The sequence below is a fragment of the uncultured Nonlabens sp. genome (assembly GCF_947495285.1).
Taxonomy (GTDB): domain Bacteria; phylum Bacteroidota; class Bacteroidia; order Flavobacteriales; family Flavobacteriaceae; genus Nonlabens.
The window spans coordinates 47,553-68,069 of sequence record NZ_CANLXZ010000018.1; the positions used below are offsets into that span (position 1 = coordinate 47,553).

Sequence of the window (20,517 nt, forward strand, 5' to 3'; positions counted from 1 at the left end):
TTTAAAACTATAAGTATTTTCATTTTATACAAGACCTAAACTTCTACACGTCTGTTATCAGCTCGTTATAGATTTTTATTGATATTAAAAAAGGAGTTTAAAAAAACTGTTTTTTACTATGATAAAATCTTTAACGGCATGTACTTTTTGTTAGGTCAGTTTAAGATAACAATCCTAAATTGTGTGTTTATTACCATAGTTTATAAGGGTAGTTTATTTTATCACCTTATTAGAATCAGTGTGGATGGATTACAGTAAATTCTAATCACCTGTATTAAAAGTTGTAAAGCGGTATGTTTTAAAATTAATTGAGGACTTCTACGGCAAATGATGTACTTGTTATAGAAAAGCGTATTTCATAAAATCATCTTATTCCTTATGCTGCGCGACTGTTTCTATTATATTTTTAAGACATGAAGTTACCTCAAAGTTATTATTTACAAGAAGACGTCGTTGCGATAGCCAGAGACCTAATAGGTAAAAAGATCGTCACTATGGTAGGTGATCAATTAACATCAGGTATGATAACAGAGACCGAAGCTTATCGTGGTTATGACGATAAAGCCTGTCATGCCCATCTAGGTAAATTTACTAAACGTACACAAGTAATGTATGAAAATGGCGGTGTTGCTTATGTTTACTTATGCTACGGTATTCATAATTTATTTAACATTATAACTAACACTCAAGATCATGCAGACGCGGTTCTTATACGCGCTGTAGAACCTGTAGATGGAGTAGAGGTGATGTTAAAACGTCGCAATAAATTAAAATTAGATAAAACACTTACCTCAGGACCTGGTAATTTCAGTAAAGCTTTTGCCTTAGATAAAACACATTACGGTGCTTTTCTAACAGGAGATCTAGTGTGGATAGAAGAGAATGAATTGTTCCGCTTTCGCGAAAGCGAGATCACAACCACCACTAGAATAGGTATAGACTATGCGCAAGAAGATAAGGATTTACCCTGGCGATTTTATTTAAACACGTCTAAATTTATCAGTAAACGTTAAGTTTGTAAAATGAAAAATTTAATCAGAATTATAATTGTTTCTTTAGTAATAGTGCAACTTACTAGTTGTGGCTACACCAGGACAGAAGATGATAAATTCCCTGATATGCCGGCTTTTCCAGACCATTCTAATGATAAGATCTCGATCAAATCTTCTGGTATGAGAATAGATACCATTTATACCACTAGTAAGAATGAGTTGATGGGCTATGTTGAAATACTAGATGCTGATGGTGATAGGATAAAGAAACAAGTTATAGCAAAATTTGATAAAAAATTAAATATTTTAAATTCTGTCGCTGTATCAGAAGAAACATTTATTACTGAAGATGGGCAGTTTTATAATTCTAATAAAAAGGGCGAGTTAGAACGTTTTGAGAATATAGGTGCGACACCTATTTTAATACCAGACCATCCTTTTAATGGAATGAAATTTAAAGAAAATCTAGAAAAAGAATTAGAAAAAAGCGGGCCGTTTGCGATTCATAAATTTCCAGATAGTCTAAGTTATGAAATTGCAAAAAAGAATGACTCTATAAGCTATCATCGCGCCGTAAGTGCGTTTGAAAAAGAAGTGTTACCGGGCTTACTATGCGTTAAAAACACCATGGGAATAAATATTCTAACTTATAAAAATAAAGAATATCAAATAAATAACCTACCACGACCTCTGTGGGAAAGTGCTTATGGGGATAGAAAAACATGTTATACCATGTTATCAGAATACCCAGAATGTGATCGAGCAAAAAAATATATTACTGACTATAGAAACCATATAAAAATAACCGACCAGGCAGTTACAGGTAACGGCAGTTCTGGCGGTAATCATTTTGTTTTAGGTTCCTTTTACACAAAGGGTTTTGAATATTATGAACTAGAAATAAATGGTACAGTAACTAGGTTTAAAAACTACGGTGACTTAGTAGGCTCTCATAGGGTAACCTCTAGAAAACTACCAGGTACAAGCGTGTACCTGATAGATGTAAAGGGTGATATGTACGATCATGCAGTAACTTATATGGCTACTTTAAAAGAATAGTCTATCTATATTCTGGATTATTAAAAGCCCATTTATTGCCATTATTCCATTCTTCTTTTGAATTACCATAAGTGGGATAGCCGTCATTTTCTTTAAGCATTTTTGCGAGGTGCATTAAATTATATGTCATAAATGTGGTATTACGTTTAGTAAAATCATTATCCAGCCCTGCTTTACCATCATCTCCATAACTAGGCCCAGGGCCAGCTTCTCCTATCCATCCAGCGTCTGCTTGTGGTGGTATGGAATAACCTACATGTTGCATAGCATATAGTATCCCCATGGCACAGTGTTTAATACCGTCTTCATTACCTGTTATAATAGTACCACCTACTTTTCCATAGAATTTATATTGTCCCTTATCGTTAGTAAGTCCACTCATGGCGTATAAACGTTCAATTAATAATTGCGCTTGTGACGATTTTTCACCTAACCAGATAGGAGTACCGATAATTAAAATGTCTGCAGCGTCCACCTTTTTATAAATATCATTCCATGCGTCGGTGTCCCATCCATGTTCTGTCATGTCAGGTTGTACGCCGGTTGCAACATCATGATCTATAAAACGTATGTGCTCCACGTCTACACCTTCATTTTTCATAATAGTTGCGCTAACATCCATTAGAACTTTAGTGTGACTTTTTTCTGGTGATCTTTTAAGAGTACAGTTTATGTAAAGTGCTTTTAATTTTGAAAAATCTGGTTTGTTCATCTTGTATTGTTTCAAGGTTTATTTTGATCTCGCTTTTGCAAAAGCGGAACTATATATTTTAAAATATTTCCTAATTTTTAGGCTGTTGCATTTTTTCTACCATTTTTAGAATCCATTTTTTTGGGATGATAGCTAGTGTGTATAGCATGGCTTTTTGAGTAAGGGAAAGCCCAGCTTTTATATCCATTTTACCTTTAATCATTGCGTTATAGGCTGTGGTAGCAACGTCTAGAGGTGTAGCGGTATTTTTAAACAATGAGGTTTTATCCATTCCCGATGTTTTACCAAAGCCAGTATCTGTAGCGCCAGGCATTACATTAGTCACTGTAATGTTAGTATGCGATAATTCTTGAGAAAGCGCGTTACTCAATGAGGTTACAAAGGCCTTAGTCGCAAAGTAAACCGCCTGCATAGGCCCTGGCATAAGACTCGCCGTAGAAGAAATGTTGAGTATTTTACCTTCATTGCGCTCTATAAAGTCTGGTATAAATAAACGACATAGATGTGTTAATGCGGTTATGTTAAGCATGATCATATTTTGATCTTGTGCCCAGTCTCTTTTATGAAACTTACCTATGCCGCCAAAGCCTGCGTTGTTTATCAAATAATCTACTGAAATACCAGCTGCCTTTACCTCGTCATAAATTTCTTGTGTGGCGTTTTTATGCGTCAGGTCTTTTACGATAACGTGTACAGATATGTTATACTGGTTTTGTAATTCTTCTTTAAGTAATAGTAATCGATCACCACTCCTGGCTATGATAACCAGATGTCCACCTTGTGAAGCATGTATTTTTGCGAGTTCTTTACCTATACCGCTGCTGGCACCAGTTATTAATGCAGTTTTCATTTTATTTATGTTAAAAAATAAAGATAATGAACTAATAAAGTAGTGTAACGGCGTTTATTTTAAGTTTAACAGCGTGTGAGAGGTATGTTAAATTCTTGTAAGACGGGCGAGATAATCATAATGTTCTCCTTTATGAACTAATTCTGCTTTTAAACCAGCTTTTTGAGCATGTGTTTTAAGAAGTTCAAAATCCATATATAACCAATTAAATGGTGCAGATTCTGTCCCTTTATATTGTAAAGAAAAAGTAACTTCTCCATAATATTCTTTGCTAGAGTCTACCCACAGGCCGCCATCTTCTTCGTCTTCATAGAGAAATCTTAGGTCAGAGCTATCGATAAGGATTTGTCCATTTTTATTTATTAAGTTTTTTAAATACTCTAGACAGGAAGTAGCACGAGATAATTTTTCAAAAATGCCTGTACCATTCATGAGTAGAAGAATCGTGTCGTATTTTTCTTTATGTTGCCATATGCTTTGTAGAACTATTTTAGAATCAGTTGATTTTAATCGTTCTTTTAATACCTTTATAGCTCCAGGGCTTTGATCTATCGCAGTAACATTAAGTCCATTACTTTCTAGATACAAAGAATGAGACCCAGCGCCAGCACCTACATCTAGAACAGTACCTGTAGAAAGGAGCAATGCTTTCTTTTCTAGAGCGGGCATTTGATCATAAGATCTAAAGAGGTAGGGAAGTGGCATGACGTCATCTTCCATAGTCGTGCTTAAAACTTTTATATCTCCACTATAATTTCCTTTATGAAAATCTACTAATGCATTACCGTAAAGGTCTGTTTCTATATCCACTTAAATATCTTTAAAACAAAATTAAGCTTTAAGAAATGAATAGCCTTTTCTTAAGTAAAGTTGAAGTAAGATTTAATTAACCCTTGAGCTGATTTAAAAATGTGGTACGTTTTGCTCTAGCTACTGGTATGCTGGTGTTGCCTTCTAGAATTACATAACCATCGTTTAAATAACGTTCTACAAAAATCATGTTTATGATGTAAGATTTATGCACATGATAGAAATCTTTATGATCTAATAATTTTTTAAAATGTCCTATACTGTGTGAGCTTAGTATAGGTTTACCATTTATAAAATGAATTTTAGTATAACCATCTACACCTTCACAATGGGTAATAGATTTAACTTTTACAAATTCTAGACCGACAGTAGAAGGAATAACGATCTTCTTTTTTTGAAATTTTTGAATACCTAGATTTTCTATTAATATTTTATTCTTTTCTAGTGCATTCTTATCCATAATGTTACGTGTAGCATTATCTACTGCCTCTACTAGATCTTCATTATCTATAGGTTTTACTAGATAGCCTATTGCACAATGTTTAATGGCATCGAGAGCGTATTGATCAAAAGCGGTGGCAAAGATAATTTCAAAATTAGGATTTGAAAATTGCTTTAATACTTCAAAGCCACTCATACCAGGCATAGCTATATCTATAAATACAAGATCTGGATTTAACTCGTTTATCGTGTCAAAAGCATCTTGAGGTTTTTCTATAGTAGCTACTATATCTAATGCGGTACAAAAACGAGAGATTTTATTTTTGAGAATAGCGATAGCCTTAGGCTCGTCATCTATAATTATGGTTTTTATATTCATTCTTCCTGGATGTGTTTAAAAGTAATGTAAACCGCTGTGCCTGATTCTCCTCTATGTATGGAACGATCTATGATCTGGTAATCAATGGACCATTCTTGACTTTCGTTTAAAATATCCAGTCGTTCTTTAATTACCTCACTACTGTGTGCTTTGGTATTAGCTTTTTGGTTTTTTTGAATCTCTCTAGATTTCTCACAACCTATACCATCGTCTATAATACTTACTTTGTAACTGTTTTTTTCGGGCAGTAGATCAAAGCTCATTAAAATATGTCCAGCCCCTAGTTTATGAAAGATACCATGATTAACAGCATTCTCTAACATGGGTTGTAAAATCATGGTTGGGATAAAGGTGTTTTCTTTATCTAGATCACTACCTACTTCTATGCTATAACTTATTTTCTCTTCAAATCTTAATTTCTCTATCTGTAAATATTTAACTAGAAACGATATTTCTTCTTCTAGAGTGATGATTTTCTTTCTAGAATAGTCAAAGAAAAGACGCATGAGTTTAGAGAACTTAGTAAGGTAATCTTCTGATATTTCTACTTCATTGCGTTGTATATAGTATTGAATCGCATTAAGGCTGTTATGTACAAAGTGTGGGTTGAGTTGACTACGCAGTGCATTAAGCTCGCTCGTGTGTTGTCTTTTTTGAGCGGCTAGTTGTTCTTCTAGTTTTTCATTAAGTAATTGATTCTTTCTATTATTAAAGGTGATAAACAAAGAGATAGTACCGATGGTAATGACCAGTACAAAAATAAAAACACCTATAAAATAGTCATAATTATTCATCTCGAGCAGATTTTAAACTTAAAGCATACGTAAAACAGCCGTACATAATCAGGTTAATAAAAACCAGTACACCACTTACCTGCCAGGTTAACCTTTTAAGATTAGGTAAAAATAACACGAGTGGCATCGCATTAATATGAAAAACAAATAAACCTATGGTAATCCAGAATGGTCTGTGATTTGTATATTTTTTTACCTTATTGTTAAGCAGCATTTTATTAAAAAAGATAAAAACATTAAGCGTTATAATTAATGCGGCAGCTATAACTATAGCAGGCAACTCGTCCACATAAGATTTCATATAAGATTCTACGTAATAAACACTAATTAAATAACTAGCAATCATTAAAATAGAGCTTATAATTGCTAGCCATTTCATTCTTAAATAAGAGTAAAACCAGTATATAGAGAATAGCATCGCAATCAACGTATAAAAATCTAGAACTATAGACGCATTCTTAACAAGAATCCAAACATAATAATTACTTATAATTTCTATGACGATGGTGAAACAAAGAAAAGGGAGAAATATCGATTCCTTTGTAGTACTCAAATACTTCCAGTTTTTAACAGTGACCCATGTAGTAATAAGAATCAACGCATAAATTATCGCCGTAGAAATATAATAATATGTATAGTCATGTGGCATAAAACTATGGGTATATTAAATCCTTAGGTGGCATTCCAGACGTTCCCTTATTAAGAGCATCTATTCCTGGGATATTAGTATCTATACCTGATTGTGTTGTACTTTTTTGTGGTGTAGAGCCATTATTAGGATTTCCTGTCCCATAAAAGAATACCGTAGTAACTGCCTTACCATCTTTAAGCGGTTCTTTAGTACCTAGATAAACTCTTATACCTAATTGATCATAATTGTTATCCTTACCATGTTGCTCTATATAGGCAATGTAGTTTTTAAGGTCTTTTAGATTAAACCATACCTCTCTAGTATCTTGATATACCTCACTATTTGCATCGATTAAAGAATCTCTCGATCCATTGTAAAGCATTTTTTTATAATTCTCTTCTAGTTGATTAGCCTCTTTATTAGAGATTTTACCATCTGTTTTGTTCCAATTCTCAGCTATTTCTTCTGGTGATGGTTCCTTATGTTTAGGAGTATCTTTAATCCACTCACAAGAAGTTAAGCTTATAGCGATGGTTAATAAAAGTAAAGGTTTAATAATCGTATTTTTCATGGTTGAGAAACATTGAGTTAGTGGTTAAAATTAAGGCTTTAAAATTATTTAAGTTAATTTTCTTAAATTTTCATTATTTGTTAGGAGTTAAAACTTCTCATTTTTACATGGATAGCATGCACAGACTGACATGTGGTCCTGTATTTTTCATAAGGGCTTAAATAGCTGTTAACTTTATTATTCTCCATAATTGATAAAGTATGGTTTTTAAAAATCCATATATATTTGTGTATTAAAAACTCGATTTAAAAAGAGAAAAGCCGCAGGATTACTCACCACGACTCTTCCCCTAAAATCTAAACGCTTACTTAAAATGGGCGATACAAATATGTGCCTGCATTAAGGTTTATAAAATAGCTAGTACAACATCGGTAGCTTTGGGTCTATAATCAGTAGGTTTAAAACTATCATTACATTATCATTAAACTGTCAGCTTGTCGTATTCTTTTAAATGGTACGAGGCTTGAAATAGGAATGGGGTATTTAACAATTCCGCTTTCGCGAAAGCGGAACAGATATAAACCTAATAGAATAAAAAATAATATGTCACAACAAGGAACCATTAACGTAGCGGTGGAAAATATTTTCCCTCTTATTAAAAAGTTTTTATACAGCGATCACGAGATATTCTTAAGAGAACTGGTCTCTAACGCAACAGATGCTACACTTAAATTACAACACCTGGCTAGAATAGGTGAGGCGAGTGTAGAACTAGGTGATCAAAAAATAGAGATTAAGATCGATAAAGAAGCAAAAACGCTTCATATCATAGATCAAGGTCTAGGTATGTCTGAAGATGAGGTGCAGAAGTATATTAACGAAGTAGCCTTTTCTGGAGCTGAGGAGTTTTTAGAGAAATATAAAGACACTGCAAAGGATAGTGGTATTATAGGTCATTTTGGTCTAGGTTTTTACTCTGCTTTTATGGTAGCAGACCAGGTAGAGATTATTACAAAATCTTTTAGAGGTGACGAGGCAGTACACTGGACTTGTGATGGATCTCCTAATTATACGCTAGAGGCTGCGACTAAGGAAGATTTTGGTACTGAAATTATTCTTCATATTTCTGACGACGAGACAGAATTTCTAGAAGAAAGCCGTATTACAGAGCTTCTTAATAAGTACAATAAATTCATGCCAGTGCCTATTAAATTCGGTATGAGAACAGAAACTCTAGAAAAACCAGAAGGAGCTGCAGAAGAAGATGCCGCGCCTACTGAAGAGGTAGATAATATAATCAATAATCCTTCTCCAGCATGGACTAAGCAGCCTAGCGAGTTAGAAGAAGCAGATTATAAAGGTTTCTATCGCGAGTTGTATCCTACGCAATTTGAAGAGCCTCTTTTTAATATACACCTTAATGTAGATTATCCTTTTAATCTAACTGGGATTTTATATTTCCCTAAGATGACCCAAGATCTTAATGTACAAAAGGACCGTATACAATTGTACCAAAACCAAGTCTATGTTACCGATAACGTAGAAGGAATTGTACCAGAATTCTTAACCATGTTACGTGGTGTTATAGATTCTCCAGATATACCGTTAAATGTATCGCGTTCTTATTTACAGGCAGATGGTGCTGTAAAGAAAATCTCTAGTTACATCACTCGTAAGGTAGCAGATAAATTAAAGAGTCTTTTCAACGATGACCGTAAAGGTTTTGAAGAAAAGTGGAACGATATTAAAATCGTTATCGAATACGGTATGTTGAGTGAAGAGAAATTCTTTGATAAAGCAGACAAGTTTGCTTTATACCCTACTGTAGACGGTTCTTATTACTTATGGGACGAACTGGTAGAAAAAATTAAAGACGCACAGACCGATAAAGATGGTAAGACAGTAATTCTTTATACGTCAAATAAAGAGACTCAACATTCTTATGTAGCGGCAGCGACAGAAAGAGGTTATGAAGTACTATTATTAGATTCTCCTATTATCTCGCACCTGATGCAAAAGTTAGAAGGATCTAAAGAGAATGTTTCTTTTATAAGAGTAGATGCTGACCACGTTGATAATCTTATCAAGAAAGATGAGGAGCAAATCTCTAAACTATCTGATGAGGAGAAAGAATCTCTTCAAAAAGTAATTACTGACACCATTAAGGACTCAGAATATACGGTTCAAGTAGAGGCGATGAGCAGTGATGCAGCACCGTTTATTATCACGCAACCAGAGTTTATGAGACGTATGAAAGAAATGCAAGCGTCTGGTGGTGGCGGTATGATGGGCTTTGGTAATATGCCTGACATGCACAATCTAGTGGTTAACGGTAATCATGAATTAGTACAATCTATCTTTAATGAAAAAGATGAAACTAAGAAAACTGGACTTATTCAACAAGCGGTAGACCTTGCAAAATTATCTCAAGGATTACTTAAAGGTGAGAAATTAACTGAGTTTGTGAATCGCAGTTATGGTTTAATTAAATAAGACTGTAGTAATTCTAATTTATTTTATGAAAGAGGTTGTCTATAAAAAGGCAACCTCTTTTTTTATATAGCAAAACAATAGCGTTCTAAACGATTAAAAAGAGAATGTCGATTCCTTCCTTAAAGTTATATTTTTAAGGTGCAACACAAAACAAAAACCATTCTCTATGTCAAATATAATTTTGTACTCTCGCTATATAAATAAGACTAACTACCAGATAAGTCTACACTTTCAAAGGCACCGGCGTCTGGAAAAATAGCTCTCGCGTTACCACCTATATCTAGAGTCTCACTAGTAGTAGGATTTGCGATACCGTTTGCACCACTTAAATTATCTATACGCAGTTTAAAATCATCAATATCTTCAAAAAGAGGGTCTTCATTGAATACACAATTTTCGTATAGACTAGAATTACTAATATCATAAGAAGGAAAACCATCAAAACTATTTGAGAAATCATTAAAACGCAGTAATGAATTTTCAAATTTAAAATTGAATGTAGAGAGTTGGTCATCTAACAACGCAAATTCAACATTACGATCACCATAGATAATACAGTTAGTAAAATCAGCTTCTAGCAAGTCTAACGATAGGTCTGTGTTAGGGAATATATTGCTTATAAATAGAGCAGGGTCTTGTCTAAAACTGTTATTCCAGTAATTAGAAATCGTACAGTTATTGAATTTATAAGCGCCACCTAGTCTAGCAATTACTGTAGACTGACCAGAGTTATGGAATATAGAATTACTTGCTTCTATAGATGCTGTTGTAGCTAGTAATGCTGTATTAGAACTATTAAATATTTTTGAATTATTTATTTTTAAAGTAGCGCCGTTAGAAGTAGGGTTAGAGCTATCCATAATAATACCGACACTAGCATTTTTTATGGTAGCATAATTAATCTCATGATCTTTACTACCAGCAGTAAGCCATATAGCAGTCCATTGTCCAGCTATATCTTCATAAAGAGGTTCTAAACGATCTCCCTCAAAAATGACCTCGTTTTCGAGATCTTCCGTATTAGAAAGAGCTCCGTTAACTTTTAAGGTCCCTTCGTTTGCCACGATAATACCGCTGCCAGCATGAAAGTGTATTCTCGCTCCAGAGTCTATAGTAAGTGTCTTGTTAGATGGTACTCCAGCAAAACCATATATAACATACGGCTTTTCATTGGTAAAATTAAGCTGATCATCATCTAAGAAAAATCCAGAAATGCGTATTTCATTACCATCAGTGTCCGTATCTAACAATAAAGTCTCTTCTACACCTTGAGCATCGCGCTCTGGAAAAAGAAAAATAGCATCTTGTATTAAAGTCACCAATTCTACTTTTTGGAGATTACCGCCAGCATCAAACTCTATGGTATCTTCATAAAGAAACTCAGTGTCAGATGTAAAGTCCATGATGTCTACCGTGGTTTCTACAAAAATGTACATAGAATCCTGGGCAAGTAATTCTACATTTTCAAATACTTTTCCAGGTGCACCATCTACAGATAACCTATAATTTGAATTTGTACCTTGTGCAAGAGCAACTCTAGGAATGACTATGTCGTCACTACTGCGATTATATACTTTAAAAGTTCTTGTGCTAGAACCTATATTAGAAAAAACAGTGTCTAGATATACGGTATCTTGAGAGAATTCTAAATTTCCTGTACTGGCAGTAAATTCAAAATCATTTCTACAAGAAGAAATGCTAACTAGAGTAATGATGCTAATAAGGACAGTAATTATATATTTCATGTTGTTTCAAATAGATCTCTCATTTCCTGAGATATTTTAACTGGTCTGCCGTTTTTATCAATCGCACACCAGTCAGAGGTGGTTGTAACTAATAAGTCCATCGTAGACTCTTTATATATTTCTATAAAACGTTCATAACGTACGTTTGTTGCTCTACCTACTTGGGTTTTAATCAGTATTTTATCACCCAGAACAGCCGCTTTTTTGTACTCTATACAGTGTTTGAGCATTACCCAGTCAAAGTTGTCTAGCATCTCTGGTGTGGCAACCGTAGTCCAGTGCTCTGTCGCGATATCGTTTGCCCATTGTACATAAACGACATTATTTACGTGATCTAGGTCGTCTATTTCTTCTATAGCAACGGTACGTTTTTTCTCAAAAACAGGAAGGTGAGCTTCAATCATTATTTTACTATATCGATTTCAAACATTTTAGGCCATCTTTTACCAGTAATAAAAAGCCTATTATTCTTCTTATCATAAGCAATACCGTTAAGCACATTATCAGATTCAGAGTAGTTAGGGATTTCTTTAGTAATACTATTCAGGTTAATCGCACTTTCTACAACACCATTCTTAGGGTTGATAATCATGATTAAATTAGTAGTATAAACGTTTGCATATATTTTACCATCTATCCATTCTAATTCATTTATTTTAGAAACCACACCATCGGCACTTACTACTTCTATGTAACCTAGTTCTTCATAAGTATTAGGATCTATTTTCCATATTTTAGAAGTACCATCGCTTTTATAAAGATAAGTGCCATCGTTAGTAAGTCCCCAGCCTTCTAGACTGCGGTTGTATTTAAATTCATCTATTTTATTTAAGTCTAGGTCATATACATAACCTATTTTACTTTGCCAGGTTAATTGATACACCTTATTATTAAGTATAGTCATACCTTCTGCAAACTGGCTAGCAGGTAGATCTACTTTTTTTACCACCTCGCCAGTTTCTACATTAGTAATTCTTAGATCACTTTCTTTAAATTGGCCAGTACTTTCATAGAGTGCATTTTCATGAAACTCTAGTCCTTGTGTATATGCATTAGTATTGTGAGTATAGGTGTTGAGAATATTGTACTTGTAGATTTTAGCTTTTTTTGCAGGAATTCTTTTTATTTTGGTAGACACCGTAGTATTCATACCGTCCTTATATATGGTAGCTTTAAAAGTAAGATTTCCATAAGGTTGATTTTTCAGCTTTCGCGAAAGCGAGTTTCCACCAGCACCATCGATAACGGCATCATTTTGACTCCATATAATACTATCTGCACCTATAGATCTGTCATCAATTAGAGATAATTGGACTGTATCGTCCTCATTCCACTTTAATTTTGAATTAGAAACCTCTAATTTATAATTTTCTTTAAAAGTTTCTATGTCTGTTTTACAGCTTGATAATGAGATCACTGCTACGATTAGTAAAACCGAATTTTTCAATTTCATAATATTTTTTTATCAAGTGGAAAGATAGTTATAAAAAAGCATGAGAAAAACCTTTGTGTAAGTAAAACTAGAATGTATATTTGCACCGGGCAAGTCCTACACAACCAGCTCCTGCTGAACTCCTCCAGGGCGGGAACGCAGCAAAGGTAAGTGGTCGTAGCGGTGTGATGTAGGTAGCTTGCCTTTTTTTTCTTTCTCCTTTTTAGTGATTTCTTCACATTAGTTTTTAAAATATTTTATGAAAAGAGTAGTATTGGTTACCGGTGGTTCTTCTGGTATAGGAAAAGCCATTGCATTATTTCTTCAAGATAAAAATTATACAGTTTACGGTACGAGTAGAAATCCAGATCGCTATCCAGATAGTTCTATAAAGTTACTTGCTCTAGACGTGCAAGATCAAAACTCTATTCATAATGCTGTTAATCTTCTTTTAGAAAAAGAAGGAAAAATAGATGTGCTTATTAATAATGCCGGTGTAGGTATTACAGGACCTATGGAAGAGACTCCTATAGACCAGGTTAAAAACGCGATGGACACTAATTTTTATGGTCCATTAAGAGTTTTACAAGCGGTGTTGCCAGTAATGAGAAAACAAAAATCTGGACGCGTCATTAATATAACTAGTATTGCAGGTTATATGGGTTTACCATATCGTGGTATCTACAGTGCTAGTAAAGGTGCGCTAGAAATAGCAACTGAAGCATATCGCATGGAATGTGCACATCTTAATATTCATTTTAGTAATGTAGCGCCTGGTGATTTTGCAACTAATATTGCAGCTGGTAGATTTCATGCTCCAGTTATAGCAGGAAGTGATTATGAATCGGGCTACACACATACTTTAAAGTTAATCGACGAGCATGTAGATAGTGGTCAGGACCCTAAAGAAGTGGCCTCAAAAATCTATGAAATTTTACAAAAACCTAATCCAGGTATTCATTATAAAGTAGGTAGTTTTTTACAAAAATTTTCTATTTTTCTTAAAAAAATCCTTCCTGAAAAGACCTATGAAAGTATGCTTAAAAAGCATTACGGACTTTAAGAATAGGTACTTTTTCTAGCAGGTAGTTAGTTGATAGGTAGTCTTATTTTTTTAAATTATAAACCATACGGTAACTAATGGTATTAAGGATTTCTTATCTTCTATTAATAATAGTTATAATCGTACTTTTTACAAATGTTGTATCTATTTATATAAAGCTTTAAAAAAAATAAGAATGGTAATGATTTTTCTTTTTTAAAGAAATAGGATATCGCATCAACTTATTAAGGAAATGTAATTATCAGAGAATCTTGATTTATATGTACAGCGCATAAAGAAATAGTTGTACTTTGATCTAAAACAAGGGTTTACAAGCAGGTTTATATTCCTAGGTATTATTGTTCACTTAAATTTATATGTAATTCCGCTTTCGCGAAAGCGGAACCTGCATCAATGATCTTTCTTAAAGGGCTCAATTAATTGTTCATGAAAGGCATCAGGATAATTTTCATCCCCAGGAAATCCTAATTCTAATTCTCCGTCGTGGTAAGGAATGTGTGCGGTACCAAACATATAATCCCAAACACTTAACGATAGACCATAATTAACCCCATGGGTAACCCCTTTAGGAAGTTTTTTTGCATGATGCCAGAGGTGCATTTTTGGATTATTTAATAGATATTTTAAAGGTCCATAATCCCAATTTAGATTGGCGTGATTTAAGTGACCTATAAAAACAGCAATCATATGTATAATTATAAATTGATCGATACTAAATCCTATCATCGCTAGCGGCAAATACTGTAATGACTTATAGCATATAGTTTCCATAAAATGAAACCTAAATTGAGCCGCAAACCCCATTTCTTTAATACTGTGATGTACTTTATGAAATTCCCATAAAAAAGGAACACGATGCAATAGTCTGTGAATATTCCACTGGATAAAATCGGCTATAATAAACATGATTAACAGTTGCGTCCATATAGGTAAAGTATTTACCTCTATCGCAACTAGGTTAGTAATACCTATTTGTGCCAGGCTATCGTTAAAAAGTTCTACAAAAACATCAGAAATGGCATTATAACCTATTAAAGAAAATAAGAAGAAATTAAAGAATAGATAAAATAAATCTAGCCAAAAATCTCTGCGTAATATTTTTTGATTTTTACGCCACGGCAGCCATATCTCCAGTACAAAAACTAGTAAAGAAATCACAAGTAGCCAGTAAAAGTAATTAGTCCATGATGGGGTCATAATTTCACCCCACAAGTAAGAAGCATATCCTTTAAAGGAGCCTGTAAAGATATCTATATATTTTTTCATGCTGTTTCAGGTTGTGTTATCAAATATAAAACTAGTCTTTAAAAAGGACTACTATAACGTTGTATTATATTAGAAATCTATAATGGTATAATATCATTATCTTATTTTACTTTTACCTTATAAAAATGTATTCATGAAAAAGCTTCTATATCTATTCACTTTGTGTATTCTGGTTGCCTCTTGTAAAAAGGTAACAGACAAAGAAATATCTCTCCCAAAAGAGTCAACATACTTTGACTGGAGCGCTGCAAATGTTTATTTTCTTTTAACTGATAGATTTAATAATGGCGATATCTCTAATGATAGCATTGTAGAGAGAAATGAAAAAACGGCAAAGCTGAGAGGCTCTAAGGGTGGTGATTTTGCAGGTATTATTCAAAAAATTGACGAAGGATATTTTACTGATTTAGGAATAAATGCCATCTGGTTAACCCCTATATGGGAGCAAATACAAGGTGGTGTAGATGAAGGTACAGGGTTTTCTTATGCTTTTCACGGCTACTGGGCAAAGGACTGGACGGCAGTAGAACCTTCTTATGGTACACTAGAAGAATTCAAATCGCTAGTTAAAAAAGCGCACGATAAGGATATTAGAATCTTACTAGATGTAGTCATAAATCATACAGGACCGGTAACAACACAAGATCCATTATGGCCAGAAGACTGGGTACGCACAGGTCCTAGTTGCACATATCAAGATCAAGAAACAGCTGTTACCTGTACACTTACTAATAATTTACCTGATATAAGAACAGATAGTAAACAAGAGGTAGAACTACCTGCTATTCTAAAAGAAAAATGGAAGAAAGAAGGTAGATACGATCAGGAAATAAAAGAACTAAATGATTTTTTTACCAGGACAGGGCTTAAAAAAACTCCTTCTAATTATTTAATTAAATGGGTGACAGACTATGCTAGAGAAACTGGTGTAGATGGTTTTAGAATAGATACCGTTAAACATGTAGAAGAGTCTGTGTGGGCTACCTTTAATGAACAGGCTAGACTTGCTTATAACGACTGGAAGAAAAACCATCCTCAAGAAGTCATTCATGATGACGAGTTTTTTATACTAGGCGAGCTTTATGGTTATCAGGTGAGCGGCGGTAGATCTTATCCTTTTTCTGATGTAGAAGTAGATTACTTTGATGCTGGCTATGATGCACTGATCAATTTTGGATTTAAAAGTCATGCTATATCAAATTATAAAGAACTCTTCAAAAGGTATGATGGTTTTAGAAAAAAACTTTTAAAAGAAAACCTTGGTAATGAAGCATATTTCATGAATTATATAAGCTCTCATGATGACGGGCAACCCTTTGATGTCTCTCGTATTAAAGCAATAGAATCTGCGACAAAACTACTGCTTACACCGGGAATGACTCAAATATATTACGGAGATGAGATCGCTAGACCCTTAATTATAGAAGGCACAGAAGGAGATGCGACTCTAAGATCTCAAATGAACTGGGAAAACACCCAGCCAGCAATTCTTAAACATTGGCAAAAGTTAGGTAAATTTAGAAATAAACACGTTGCGATAGGAGCAGGAGAACACTTCTCTCTAGAACACGATGGAAATGGTACTCTTGCAGCTAGATTCTATGATAAAGATAACCACCAAGATACCGTTTTGATAGGTGCAGGATTAGATAACGAGAAATTAGAAATAGATGTAAAAAAAGTATTTCCTAAAGCCACTAGATTGCGTAACGCCTATACTGCAAAAAAACTGCCTGTTATTAATGGAAAAGTAACTGTAAAGGTAGAAAATGGAGTAGTTCTTCTAGAGCGATTGTAAAATAATAGAAAGTATTTGTATGTTTTACAAAGCAACACACGCACAACTGGTCTGGGTTCTAGACTATAGACTTAACAATTATATAAGGAATACATTTATTAAACTATAATCGTTTTACTTAGAGGTAGAGATGAAAAATTTGTTTTATTGATTTTATAATCAGCTTAGTATAGGTATGTTTTTTAAGATAGGAGCGTTGTTTATCTATTCATAAAAACCTCTTCCTTTTAAAATAAATCTACTGCTGTAAATTAGATAGAGATAGACAGCTATTCTTTTATAATTTGCCACGTAGTTCACTAATCTACCCTAAATTTTGAGTAGAATTAGATTGAACTTAATTTTAAGTAGCTAGTGGAGTTCCGTTTTAGAATAAGCGACATAAAACCAAGTACATAAAGAATGTTTTATCTTTAAAGTCTTAACAAATAATAATGATGAAATATCTAATTTATGCTCTTGTGGTAACTACGGTTGTAAGTTGTAAAAAAGCCATAACTCCTAATAAAACTGTTAAAACACAGAACGCGCACATAGTAGATACTATTGCTAGACCGCAATTAACTTTAAAACAAGCTAATAATCTTGTAAAATTACCGCTACACTGCATAGAAACAGAATATCCTAATAAAATGGGGCATGTAACTTCTAGCCCAGAAGATCAAAAAAGACCAACCGTACAACATCCTGTATTCTACGGTTGTTTTGACTGGCATAGTGCGGTGCACGGCTATTGGAGTGCAGTGACCTTATTGAAAAGCTTTCCAACATTAGAGGCTAAAGAAGAATTACTGCAAAAAATAAAACATAATCTCACGGCACAAAATATTAAGGTTGAAATCGCTTATCTCAATACCGCAAACAACACTAGCTTTGAGCGTACTTATGGATGGGCATGGTTGCTTAAATTACAACAAGAACTCGATTCTTGGGATAGTCTAGAAGGCAAAAAGTTATCGGTTATTTTACAACCTTTAACAGATATTATAGTGAGTAGGTACATGAGCTACCTTCCTAAATTAAATTATGCGATACGTGTAGGTGAGCATTCTAATACCGCTTTTGGGATGGCATTTGCCCATGATTATGCAGTACATTCTAAAAATCATGCCTTTAAAAAGAGTATAGAATCTAGAGCAAGAGATTTTTATTTAAATGATACTGACTGTCCTATTTCCTGGGAGCCTAGTGGGTATGATTTTTTATCACCGTGTCTAGAAGAAGTAGATATTATGAGAAGAATATTATCAGAAACCGATTTCCACTCATGGATAAAAGAATTCTTACCAGGAATAGAAAGTGGAAATTTAGAGATAGAAATAGGTAAAGTATATGATCGCACAGACGGGAAATTAGTCCATATAGATGGTTTAAACCTAAGTCGTGCCTGGGTACTTTATGGACTAGCAGCACAATACCCACAATACCATCATCTCATAGAAACGGCAGATGCTCACATGGTTCATACCCTACCTAATCTAGTAGCTGATGATTATGCTGGTGGACACTGGTTAGGGAGTTTTGCGATCTACGCATTACAGAATGTGAGAAAGAAGTAAATACACTACATCCTCATTTAGTAAATCGTTAAACTATATTTAATCCTGGTGATAAATTAAGAAAAAGTTGGTTAATTCGTTTTTATGAATAGACAGCCAGCTACAGAAATTTTTAAATGGAAACATCTACCATCTTTATTGTGGAGTAGTGCAAAAAAATGGAATGATGATGACGTATGGCAATTAAGCGCTAGCGTTGCCTATTATGCGATTCTAGCATTGCCTGGTCTTATAGTCATACTTATAAATCTAGTAGGTTCTGTATGGGATACAGAAATAGCAACTGGAAGATTAACATCAGGTCTTACCTCGCTTATAGGTTATGATGCTGCAGAGGATATTAATGGTATGCTGCAAGCAGCTAGTACCGATCAGGACAGCTGGATTGCCCAGATAATAGGTATAGCCACATTAGTATTTGCTGCAACTGGAGTCTTTTATCAATTACAACTAGCTCTCAATAAAATATGGAAACTTAAGATTAATCCTAAAACACCCTGGTGGAAGCTAATTACCGATCGAGTAAAAAGTTTTGGTTTCATTTTAGTTTTAGGTTTTTTGATTTTAATCAGCTTTATTTTGACAGCGATTATAGGAATTTTACAAGACATGATACAAGATCACATTGCGTCATACGTGGGTAATCTGGCATTAATTATTAATTATTTAGTCTCGCTAGGTATTATCTCAGTACTTTTTGGTCTTATGTTTAGATATTTACCAGACGCTAGATTAAAATGGAAAATGGTATGGCCAGGTGCTTTGTTGACTGGTGTTTTATTTGAAACAGGTAAATTTTTATTAGAAATTTATTTTACACAATCCTCGCCAGCTAGTGCTTATGGAGCCGCTGGTCTTATAGTGTTGTTGTTACTTTGGGTCTCCTACTCTTGTTTAATTCTGTTCTATGGGGCAGAGTTTATTCTGGTATATGTAAACCGTTATGGCTCCGGGATATTGCCTAATTCTAAAGCATTAAAATATAAAGAAGAATTAGTTATTACAGATAAAGGTGAAGAAGTAACTGATGAAGATATAAAAGAAATACTTCTCTCAGACATTAATAAAATAAAGCATAAGTAAACCGCTTCCGCGAAAGTGTGCCACTCATAAACACCTCATGATTACGATTGTGTTAGATTCTAAAAGTATCGTTAATTCATGTTTTATTAGGAAAAAGATTACAGACCCATTCCTATCTTTAAAACAAAAAAATGAGCACAGAAAACCTTAATCAAAAACAAGCAAGAAAAAAATATCTAGAACTATCTAGAAACATTAAAACAGCTATGATGCTTACTAGTCTTGGGTCTGTTCCAGTTCCTGCCATTCCCATGACTCCTAAAGAAGTGCTAGATAACGGTGATGTTATCTTTTTTAGTAAAGCCAGTAGTGAGCATAATACGCACATCCATACATCAAATAAAACTCAGTTGATTTATAGCGACCCTAATTCTAAAGAATTTTTAAGTGTTTATGGTTCTACAATCGTTTCTACTAATCAAGAATTGATAGAAAAATATTATGATAATCTTGATAATAATTGGTTTCAAAGTAAAAATGACCCAGAGTTAACAGTTCTTATTTTTACACCAGAAAAGGGTCATTATTGGGACGTTAAGACTAAAACATTAGTGACACTAGCAAAATTAGCGTACACTAAAATAACTGGAGACAAAACAGAAGTAGGAATATCTGGAAATCTCAAATTATAGAAACAACTATTTTATGGCTTTTAATGTATTCTAAGTTCAAGTAATAAGTGCAACATAAATATTTAAAACAGATGGGCCTAGCCCCATCTGTTTAAGGCTCAATATTTATATTATACCATTTTTATTTTGAAAAGTCGTTATTTATAGTTATATTTATGGATGGCAAAACCGAAAGAATTTTTGATAACTGAGAGCTTTGAAGAGCTCAAAAAACTACGTAAACAACATAAAGATTTGAACCTAGCCAAGCGTGTTCTATGGTTGATT

19 protein-coding genes and 1 other RNA gene are annotated in these 20,517 nt (G+C 33.8%); 9 read left to right on the forward strand and 11 right to left on the reverse strand.

Going from position 1 to position 20,517, the window contains the following annotated elements:
- The first annotated feature begins 413 nt into the window (after positions 1 to 413).
- Positions 414 to 1,013, forward strand: a complete 600-nt coding sequence (locus Q0838_RS09085; protein ID WP_298953818.1) for a DNA-3-methyladenine glycosylase — start codon at positions 414 to 416, stop codon at positions 1,011 to 1,013.
- 9 nt (positions 1,014 to 1,022) lie between these two features.
- Positions 1,023 to 2,051, forward strand: a complete 1,029-nt coding sequence (locus Q0838_RS09090; protein ID WP_298953821.1) for a hypothetical protein — start codon at positions 1,023 to 1,025, stop codon at positions 2,049 to 2,051.
- Position 2,052: 1 nt separating this feature from the next.
- On the opposite strand, the gene Q0838_RS09095 is transcribed toward Q0838_RS09090, so the two are convergent.
- The 7 genes from Q0838_RS09095 to Q0838_RS09125 all read right to left on the reverse strand — a co-directional run bounded on the left by Q0838_RS09095 (position 2,053) and on the right by Q0838_RS09125 (position 7,239).
- Complete coding sequence (locus Q0838_RS09095) at positions 2,053 to 2,763, reverse strand: flavodoxin family protein (RefSeq protein WP_298953824.1); 711 nt, start codon at positions 2,761 to 2,763, stop codon at positions 2,053 to 2,055.
- Positions 2,764 to 2,833: 70 nt separating this feature from the next.
- Complete coding sequence (locus tag Q0838_RS09100) at positions 2,834 to 3,613, reverse strand: SDR family oxidoreductase (RefSeq protein ID WP_298953827.1); 780 nt, start codon at positions 3,611 to 3,613, stop codon at positions 2,834 to 2,836.
- 87 nt (positions 3,614 to 3,700) lie between these two features.
- On the reverse strand, positions 3,701 to 4,423 hold the full coding sequence (locus tag Q0838_RS09105) for a bifunctional 2-polyprenyl-6-hydroxyphenol methylase/3-demethylubiquinol 3-O-methyltransferase UbiG (protein WP_298953829.1): 723 nt from the start codon (positions 4,421 to 4,423) through the stop codon (positions 3,701 to 3,703).
- A 76-nt stretch (positions 4,424 to 4,499) separates the two neighbouring features.
- A complete protein-coding gene (locus Q0838_RS09110; protein ID WP_298953832.1) occupies positions 4,500 to 5,243 on the reverse strand; it encodes a LytTR family DNA-binding domain-containing protein in 744 nt (247 codons plus the stop codon).
- Positions 5,240 to 6,037 (reverse strand): histidine kinase, encoded by a 798-nt coding sequence (locus Q0838_RS09115; protein WP_298953835.1) that lies wholly within the window; start codon positions 6,035 to 6,037, stop codon positions 5,240 to 5,242. Before Q0838_RS09115 ends, Q0838_RS09110 begins: the two co-directional genes overlap by 4 nt.
- Positions 6,030 to 6,686 (reverse strand): hypothetical protein, encoded by a 657-nt coding sequence (locus Q0838_RS09120; protein ID WP_298953838.1) that lies wholly within the window; start codon positions 6,684 to 6,686, stop codon positions 6,030 to 6,032. The genes Q0838_RS09115 and Q0838_RS09120 overlap by 8 nt, the downstream gene beginning before the upstream one ends.
- 4 nt (positions 6,687 to 6,690) lie before the next feature.
- Positions 6,691 to 7,239, reverse strand: coding sequence for a hypothetical protein (locus Q0838_RS09125; RefSeq protein WP_298953841.1), 549 nt, complete (start codon positions 7,237 to 7,239; stop codon positions 6,691 to 6,693).
- 543 nt (positions 7,240 to 7,782) lie between these two features.
- Between Q0838_RS09125 and htpG the strand changes: the two genes are divergently transcribed.
- The gene (gene htpG, locus Q0838_RS09130; RefSeq protein WP_298953873.1) at positions 7,783 to 9,672 is read left to right on the forward strand and encodes a molecular chaperone HtpG; all 1,890 of its coding nucleotides are present in this window, start codon (positions 7,783 to 7,785) and stop codon (positions 9,670 to 9,672) included.
- A gap of 206 nt (positions 9,673 to 9,878) precedes the next feature.
- On the opposite strand, the gene Q0838_RS09135 is transcribed toward htpG, so the two are convergent.
- Genes Q0838_RS09135 through Q0838_RS09145 form a run of 3 tightly spaced genes read right to left on the reverse strand, consistent with a single transcriptional unit; the run spans position 9,879 to position 12,870 of the window.
- Positions 9,879 to 11,417 carry a hypothetical protein gene (locus Q0838_RS09135; protein WP_298953843.1) on the reverse strand — a complete coding sequence of 513 codons (1,539 nt, stop codon included), beginning with the start codon at positions 11,415 to 11,417 and terminating at the stop codon, positions 9,879 to 9,881.
- Positions 11,414 to 11,821, reverse strand: coding sequence for a thioesterase family protein (locus Q0838_RS09140; protein ID WP_298953846.1), 408 nt, complete (start codon positions 11,819 to 11,821; stop codon positions 11,414 to 11,416). The genes Q0838_RS09135 and Q0838_RS09140 overlap by 4 nt, the downstream gene beginning before the upstream one ends.
- Positions 11,821 to 12,870 carry a glutaminyl-peptide cyclotransferase gene (locus tag Q0838_RS09145; RefSeq protein WP_298953849.1) on the reverse strand — a complete coding sequence of 350 codons (1,050 nt, stop codon included), beginning with the start codon at positions 12,868 to 12,870 and terminating at the stop codon, positions 11,821 to 11,823. The genes Q0838_RS09140 and Q0838_RS09145 overlap by 1 nt, the downstream gene beginning before the upstream one ends.
- 87 nt (positions 12,871 to 12,957) lie before the next feature.
- Between Q0838_RS09145 and ffs the strand changes: the two genes are divergently transcribed.
- Together ffs and Q0838_RS09155 are read left to right on the forward strand one after the other, a co-directional pair.
- Positions 12,958 to 13,057, forward strand: an RNA gene (gene ffs / locus Q0838_RS09150) — signal recognition particle sRNA small type.
- Between the two features lie 51 nt (positions 13,058 to 13,108).
- On the forward strand, positions 13,109 to 13,912 hold the full coding sequence (locus Q0838_RS09155) for an SDR family oxidoreductase (protein WP_298953852.1): 804 nt from the start codon (positions 13,109 to 13,111) through the stop codon (positions 13,910 to 13,912).
- A 390-nt stretch (positions 13,913 to 14,302) separates the two neighbouring features.
- On the opposite strand, the gene Q0838_RS09160 is transcribed toward Q0838_RS09155, so the two are convergent.
- Positions 14,303 to 15,178 carry a sterol desaturase family protein gene (locus tag Q0838_RS09160; RefSeq protein ID WP_298953854.1) on the reverse strand — a complete coding sequence of 292 codons (876 nt, stop codon included), beginning with the start codon at positions 15,176 to 15,178 and terminating at the stop codon, positions 14,303 to 14,305.
- A gap of 133 nt (positions 15,179 to 15,311) precedes the next feature.
- On the opposite strand from Q0838_RS09160, the gene Q0838_RS09165 reads away from it, so the two are divergent.
- From Q0838_RS09165 to Q0838_RS09180, 4 genes are all read left to right on the forward strand, one after another.
- The gene (locus Q0838_RS09165) at positions 15,312 to 16,976 is read left to right on the forward strand and encodes an alpha-amylase family glycosyl hydrolase (protein ID WP_298953859.1); all 1,665 of its coding nucleotides are present in this window, start codon (positions 15,312 to 15,314) and stop codon (positions 16,974 to 16,976) included.
- Between the two features lie 437 nt (positions 16,977 to 17,413).
- A complete protein-coding gene (locus Q0838_RS09170; RefSeq protein ID WP_298953862.1) occupies positions 17,414 to 18,535 on the forward strand; it encodes a DUF2891 domain-containing protein in 1,122 nt (373 codons plus the stop codon).
- Between the two features lie 84 nt (positions 18,536 to 18,619).
- Complete coding sequence (locus Q0838_RS09175; RefSeq protein WP_298953864.1) at positions 18,620 to 19,618, forward strand: YihY/virulence factor BrkB family protein; 999 nt, start codon at positions 18,620 to 18,622, stop codon at positions 19,616 to 19,618.
- Positions 19,619 to 19,749: 131 nt separating this feature from the next.
- Entirely contained in the window at positions 19,750 to 20,250 is a 501-nt protein-coding gene (locus Q0838_RS09180) for a pyridoxamine 5'-phosphate oxidase family protein (protein ID WP_298953867.1), read from the forward strand.
- The last annotated feature ends 267 nt before the right edge of the window (positions 20,251 to 20,517 follow it).

Excerpts from the sequence above, each read along its gene's own strand:
- Q0838_RS09125 (WP_298953841.1), bottom strand. The coding sequence starts at position 7,239 with ATGAAAAATACGATTATTAAACCTTTACTTTTATTAACCATCGCTATA.
- Q0838_RS09175 (WP_298953864.1), top strand. The coding sequence starts at position 18,620 with ATGAATAGACAGCCAGCTACAGAAATTTTTAAATGGAAACATCTACCA.
- Q0838_RS09180 (WP_298953867.1), top strand. The coding sequence starts at position 19,750 with ATGAGCACAGAAAACCTTAATCAAAAACAAGCAAGAAAAAAATATCTA.
- Q0838_RS09170 (WP_298953862.1), top strand. The coding sequence starts at position 17,414 with ATGAAATATCTAATTTATGCTCTTGTGGTAACTACGGTTGTAAGTTGT.
- Q0838_RS09120 (WP_298953838.1), bottom strand. The coding sequence starts at position 6,686 with ATGCCACATGACTATACATATTATTATATTTCTACGGCGATAATTTAT.
- Q0838_RS09140 (WP_298953846.1), bottom strand. The coding sequence starts at position 11,821 with ATGATTGAAGCTCACCTTCCTGTTTTTGAGAAAAAACGTACCGTTGCT.
- Q0838_RS09110 (WP_298953832.1), bottom strand. The coding sequence starts at position 5,243 with ATGAATATAAAAACCATAATTATAGATGACGAGCCTAAGGCTATCGCT.
- Q0838_RS09135 (WP_298953843.1), bottom strand. The coding sequence starts at position 11,417 with ATGAAATATATAATTACTGTCCTTATTAGCATCATTACTCTAGTTAGC.
- Q0838_RS09155 (WP_298953852.1), top strand. The coding sequence starts at position 13,109 with ATGAAAAGAGTAGTATTGGTTACCGGTGGTTCTTCTGGTATAGGAAAA.
- Q0838_RS09095 (WP_298953824.1), bottom strand. The coding sequence starts at position 2,763 with ATGAACAAACCAGATTTTTCAAAATTAAAAGCACTTTACATAAACTGT.
- Q0838_RS09085 (WP_298953818.1), top strand. The coding sequence starts at position 414 with ATGAAGTTACCTCAAAGTTATTATTTACAAGAAGACGTCGTTGCGATA.
- Q0838_RS09165 (WP_298953859.1), top strand. The coding sequence starts at position 15,312 with ATGAAAAAGCTTCTATATCTATTCACTTTGTGTATTCTGGTTGCCTCT.
- Q0838_RS09090 (WP_298953821.1), top strand. The coding sequence starts at position 1,023 with ATGAAAAATTTAATCAGAATTATAATTGTTTCTTTAGTAATAGTGCAA.
- Q0838_RS09100 (WP_298953827.1), bottom strand. The coding sequence starts at position 3,613 with ATGAAAACTGCATTAATAACTGGTGCCAGCAGCGGTATAGGTAAAGAA.
- Q0838_RS09145 (WP_298953849.1), bottom strand. The coding sequence starts at position 12,870 with ATGAAATTGAAAAATTCGGTTTTACTAATCGTAGCAGTGATCTCATTA.
- Q0838_RS09160 (WP_298953854.1), bottom strand. The coding sequence starts at position 15,178 with ATGAAAAAATATATAGATATCTTTACAGGCTCCTTTAAAGGATATGCT.
- htpG (WP_298953873.1), top strand. The coding sequence starts at position 7,783 with ATGTCACAACAAGGAACCATTAACGTAGCGGTGGAAAATATTTTCCCT.
- Q0838_RS09115 (WP_298953835.1), bottom strand. The coding sequence starts at position 6,037 with ATGAATAATTATGACTATTTTATAGGTGTTTTTATTTTTGTACTGGTC.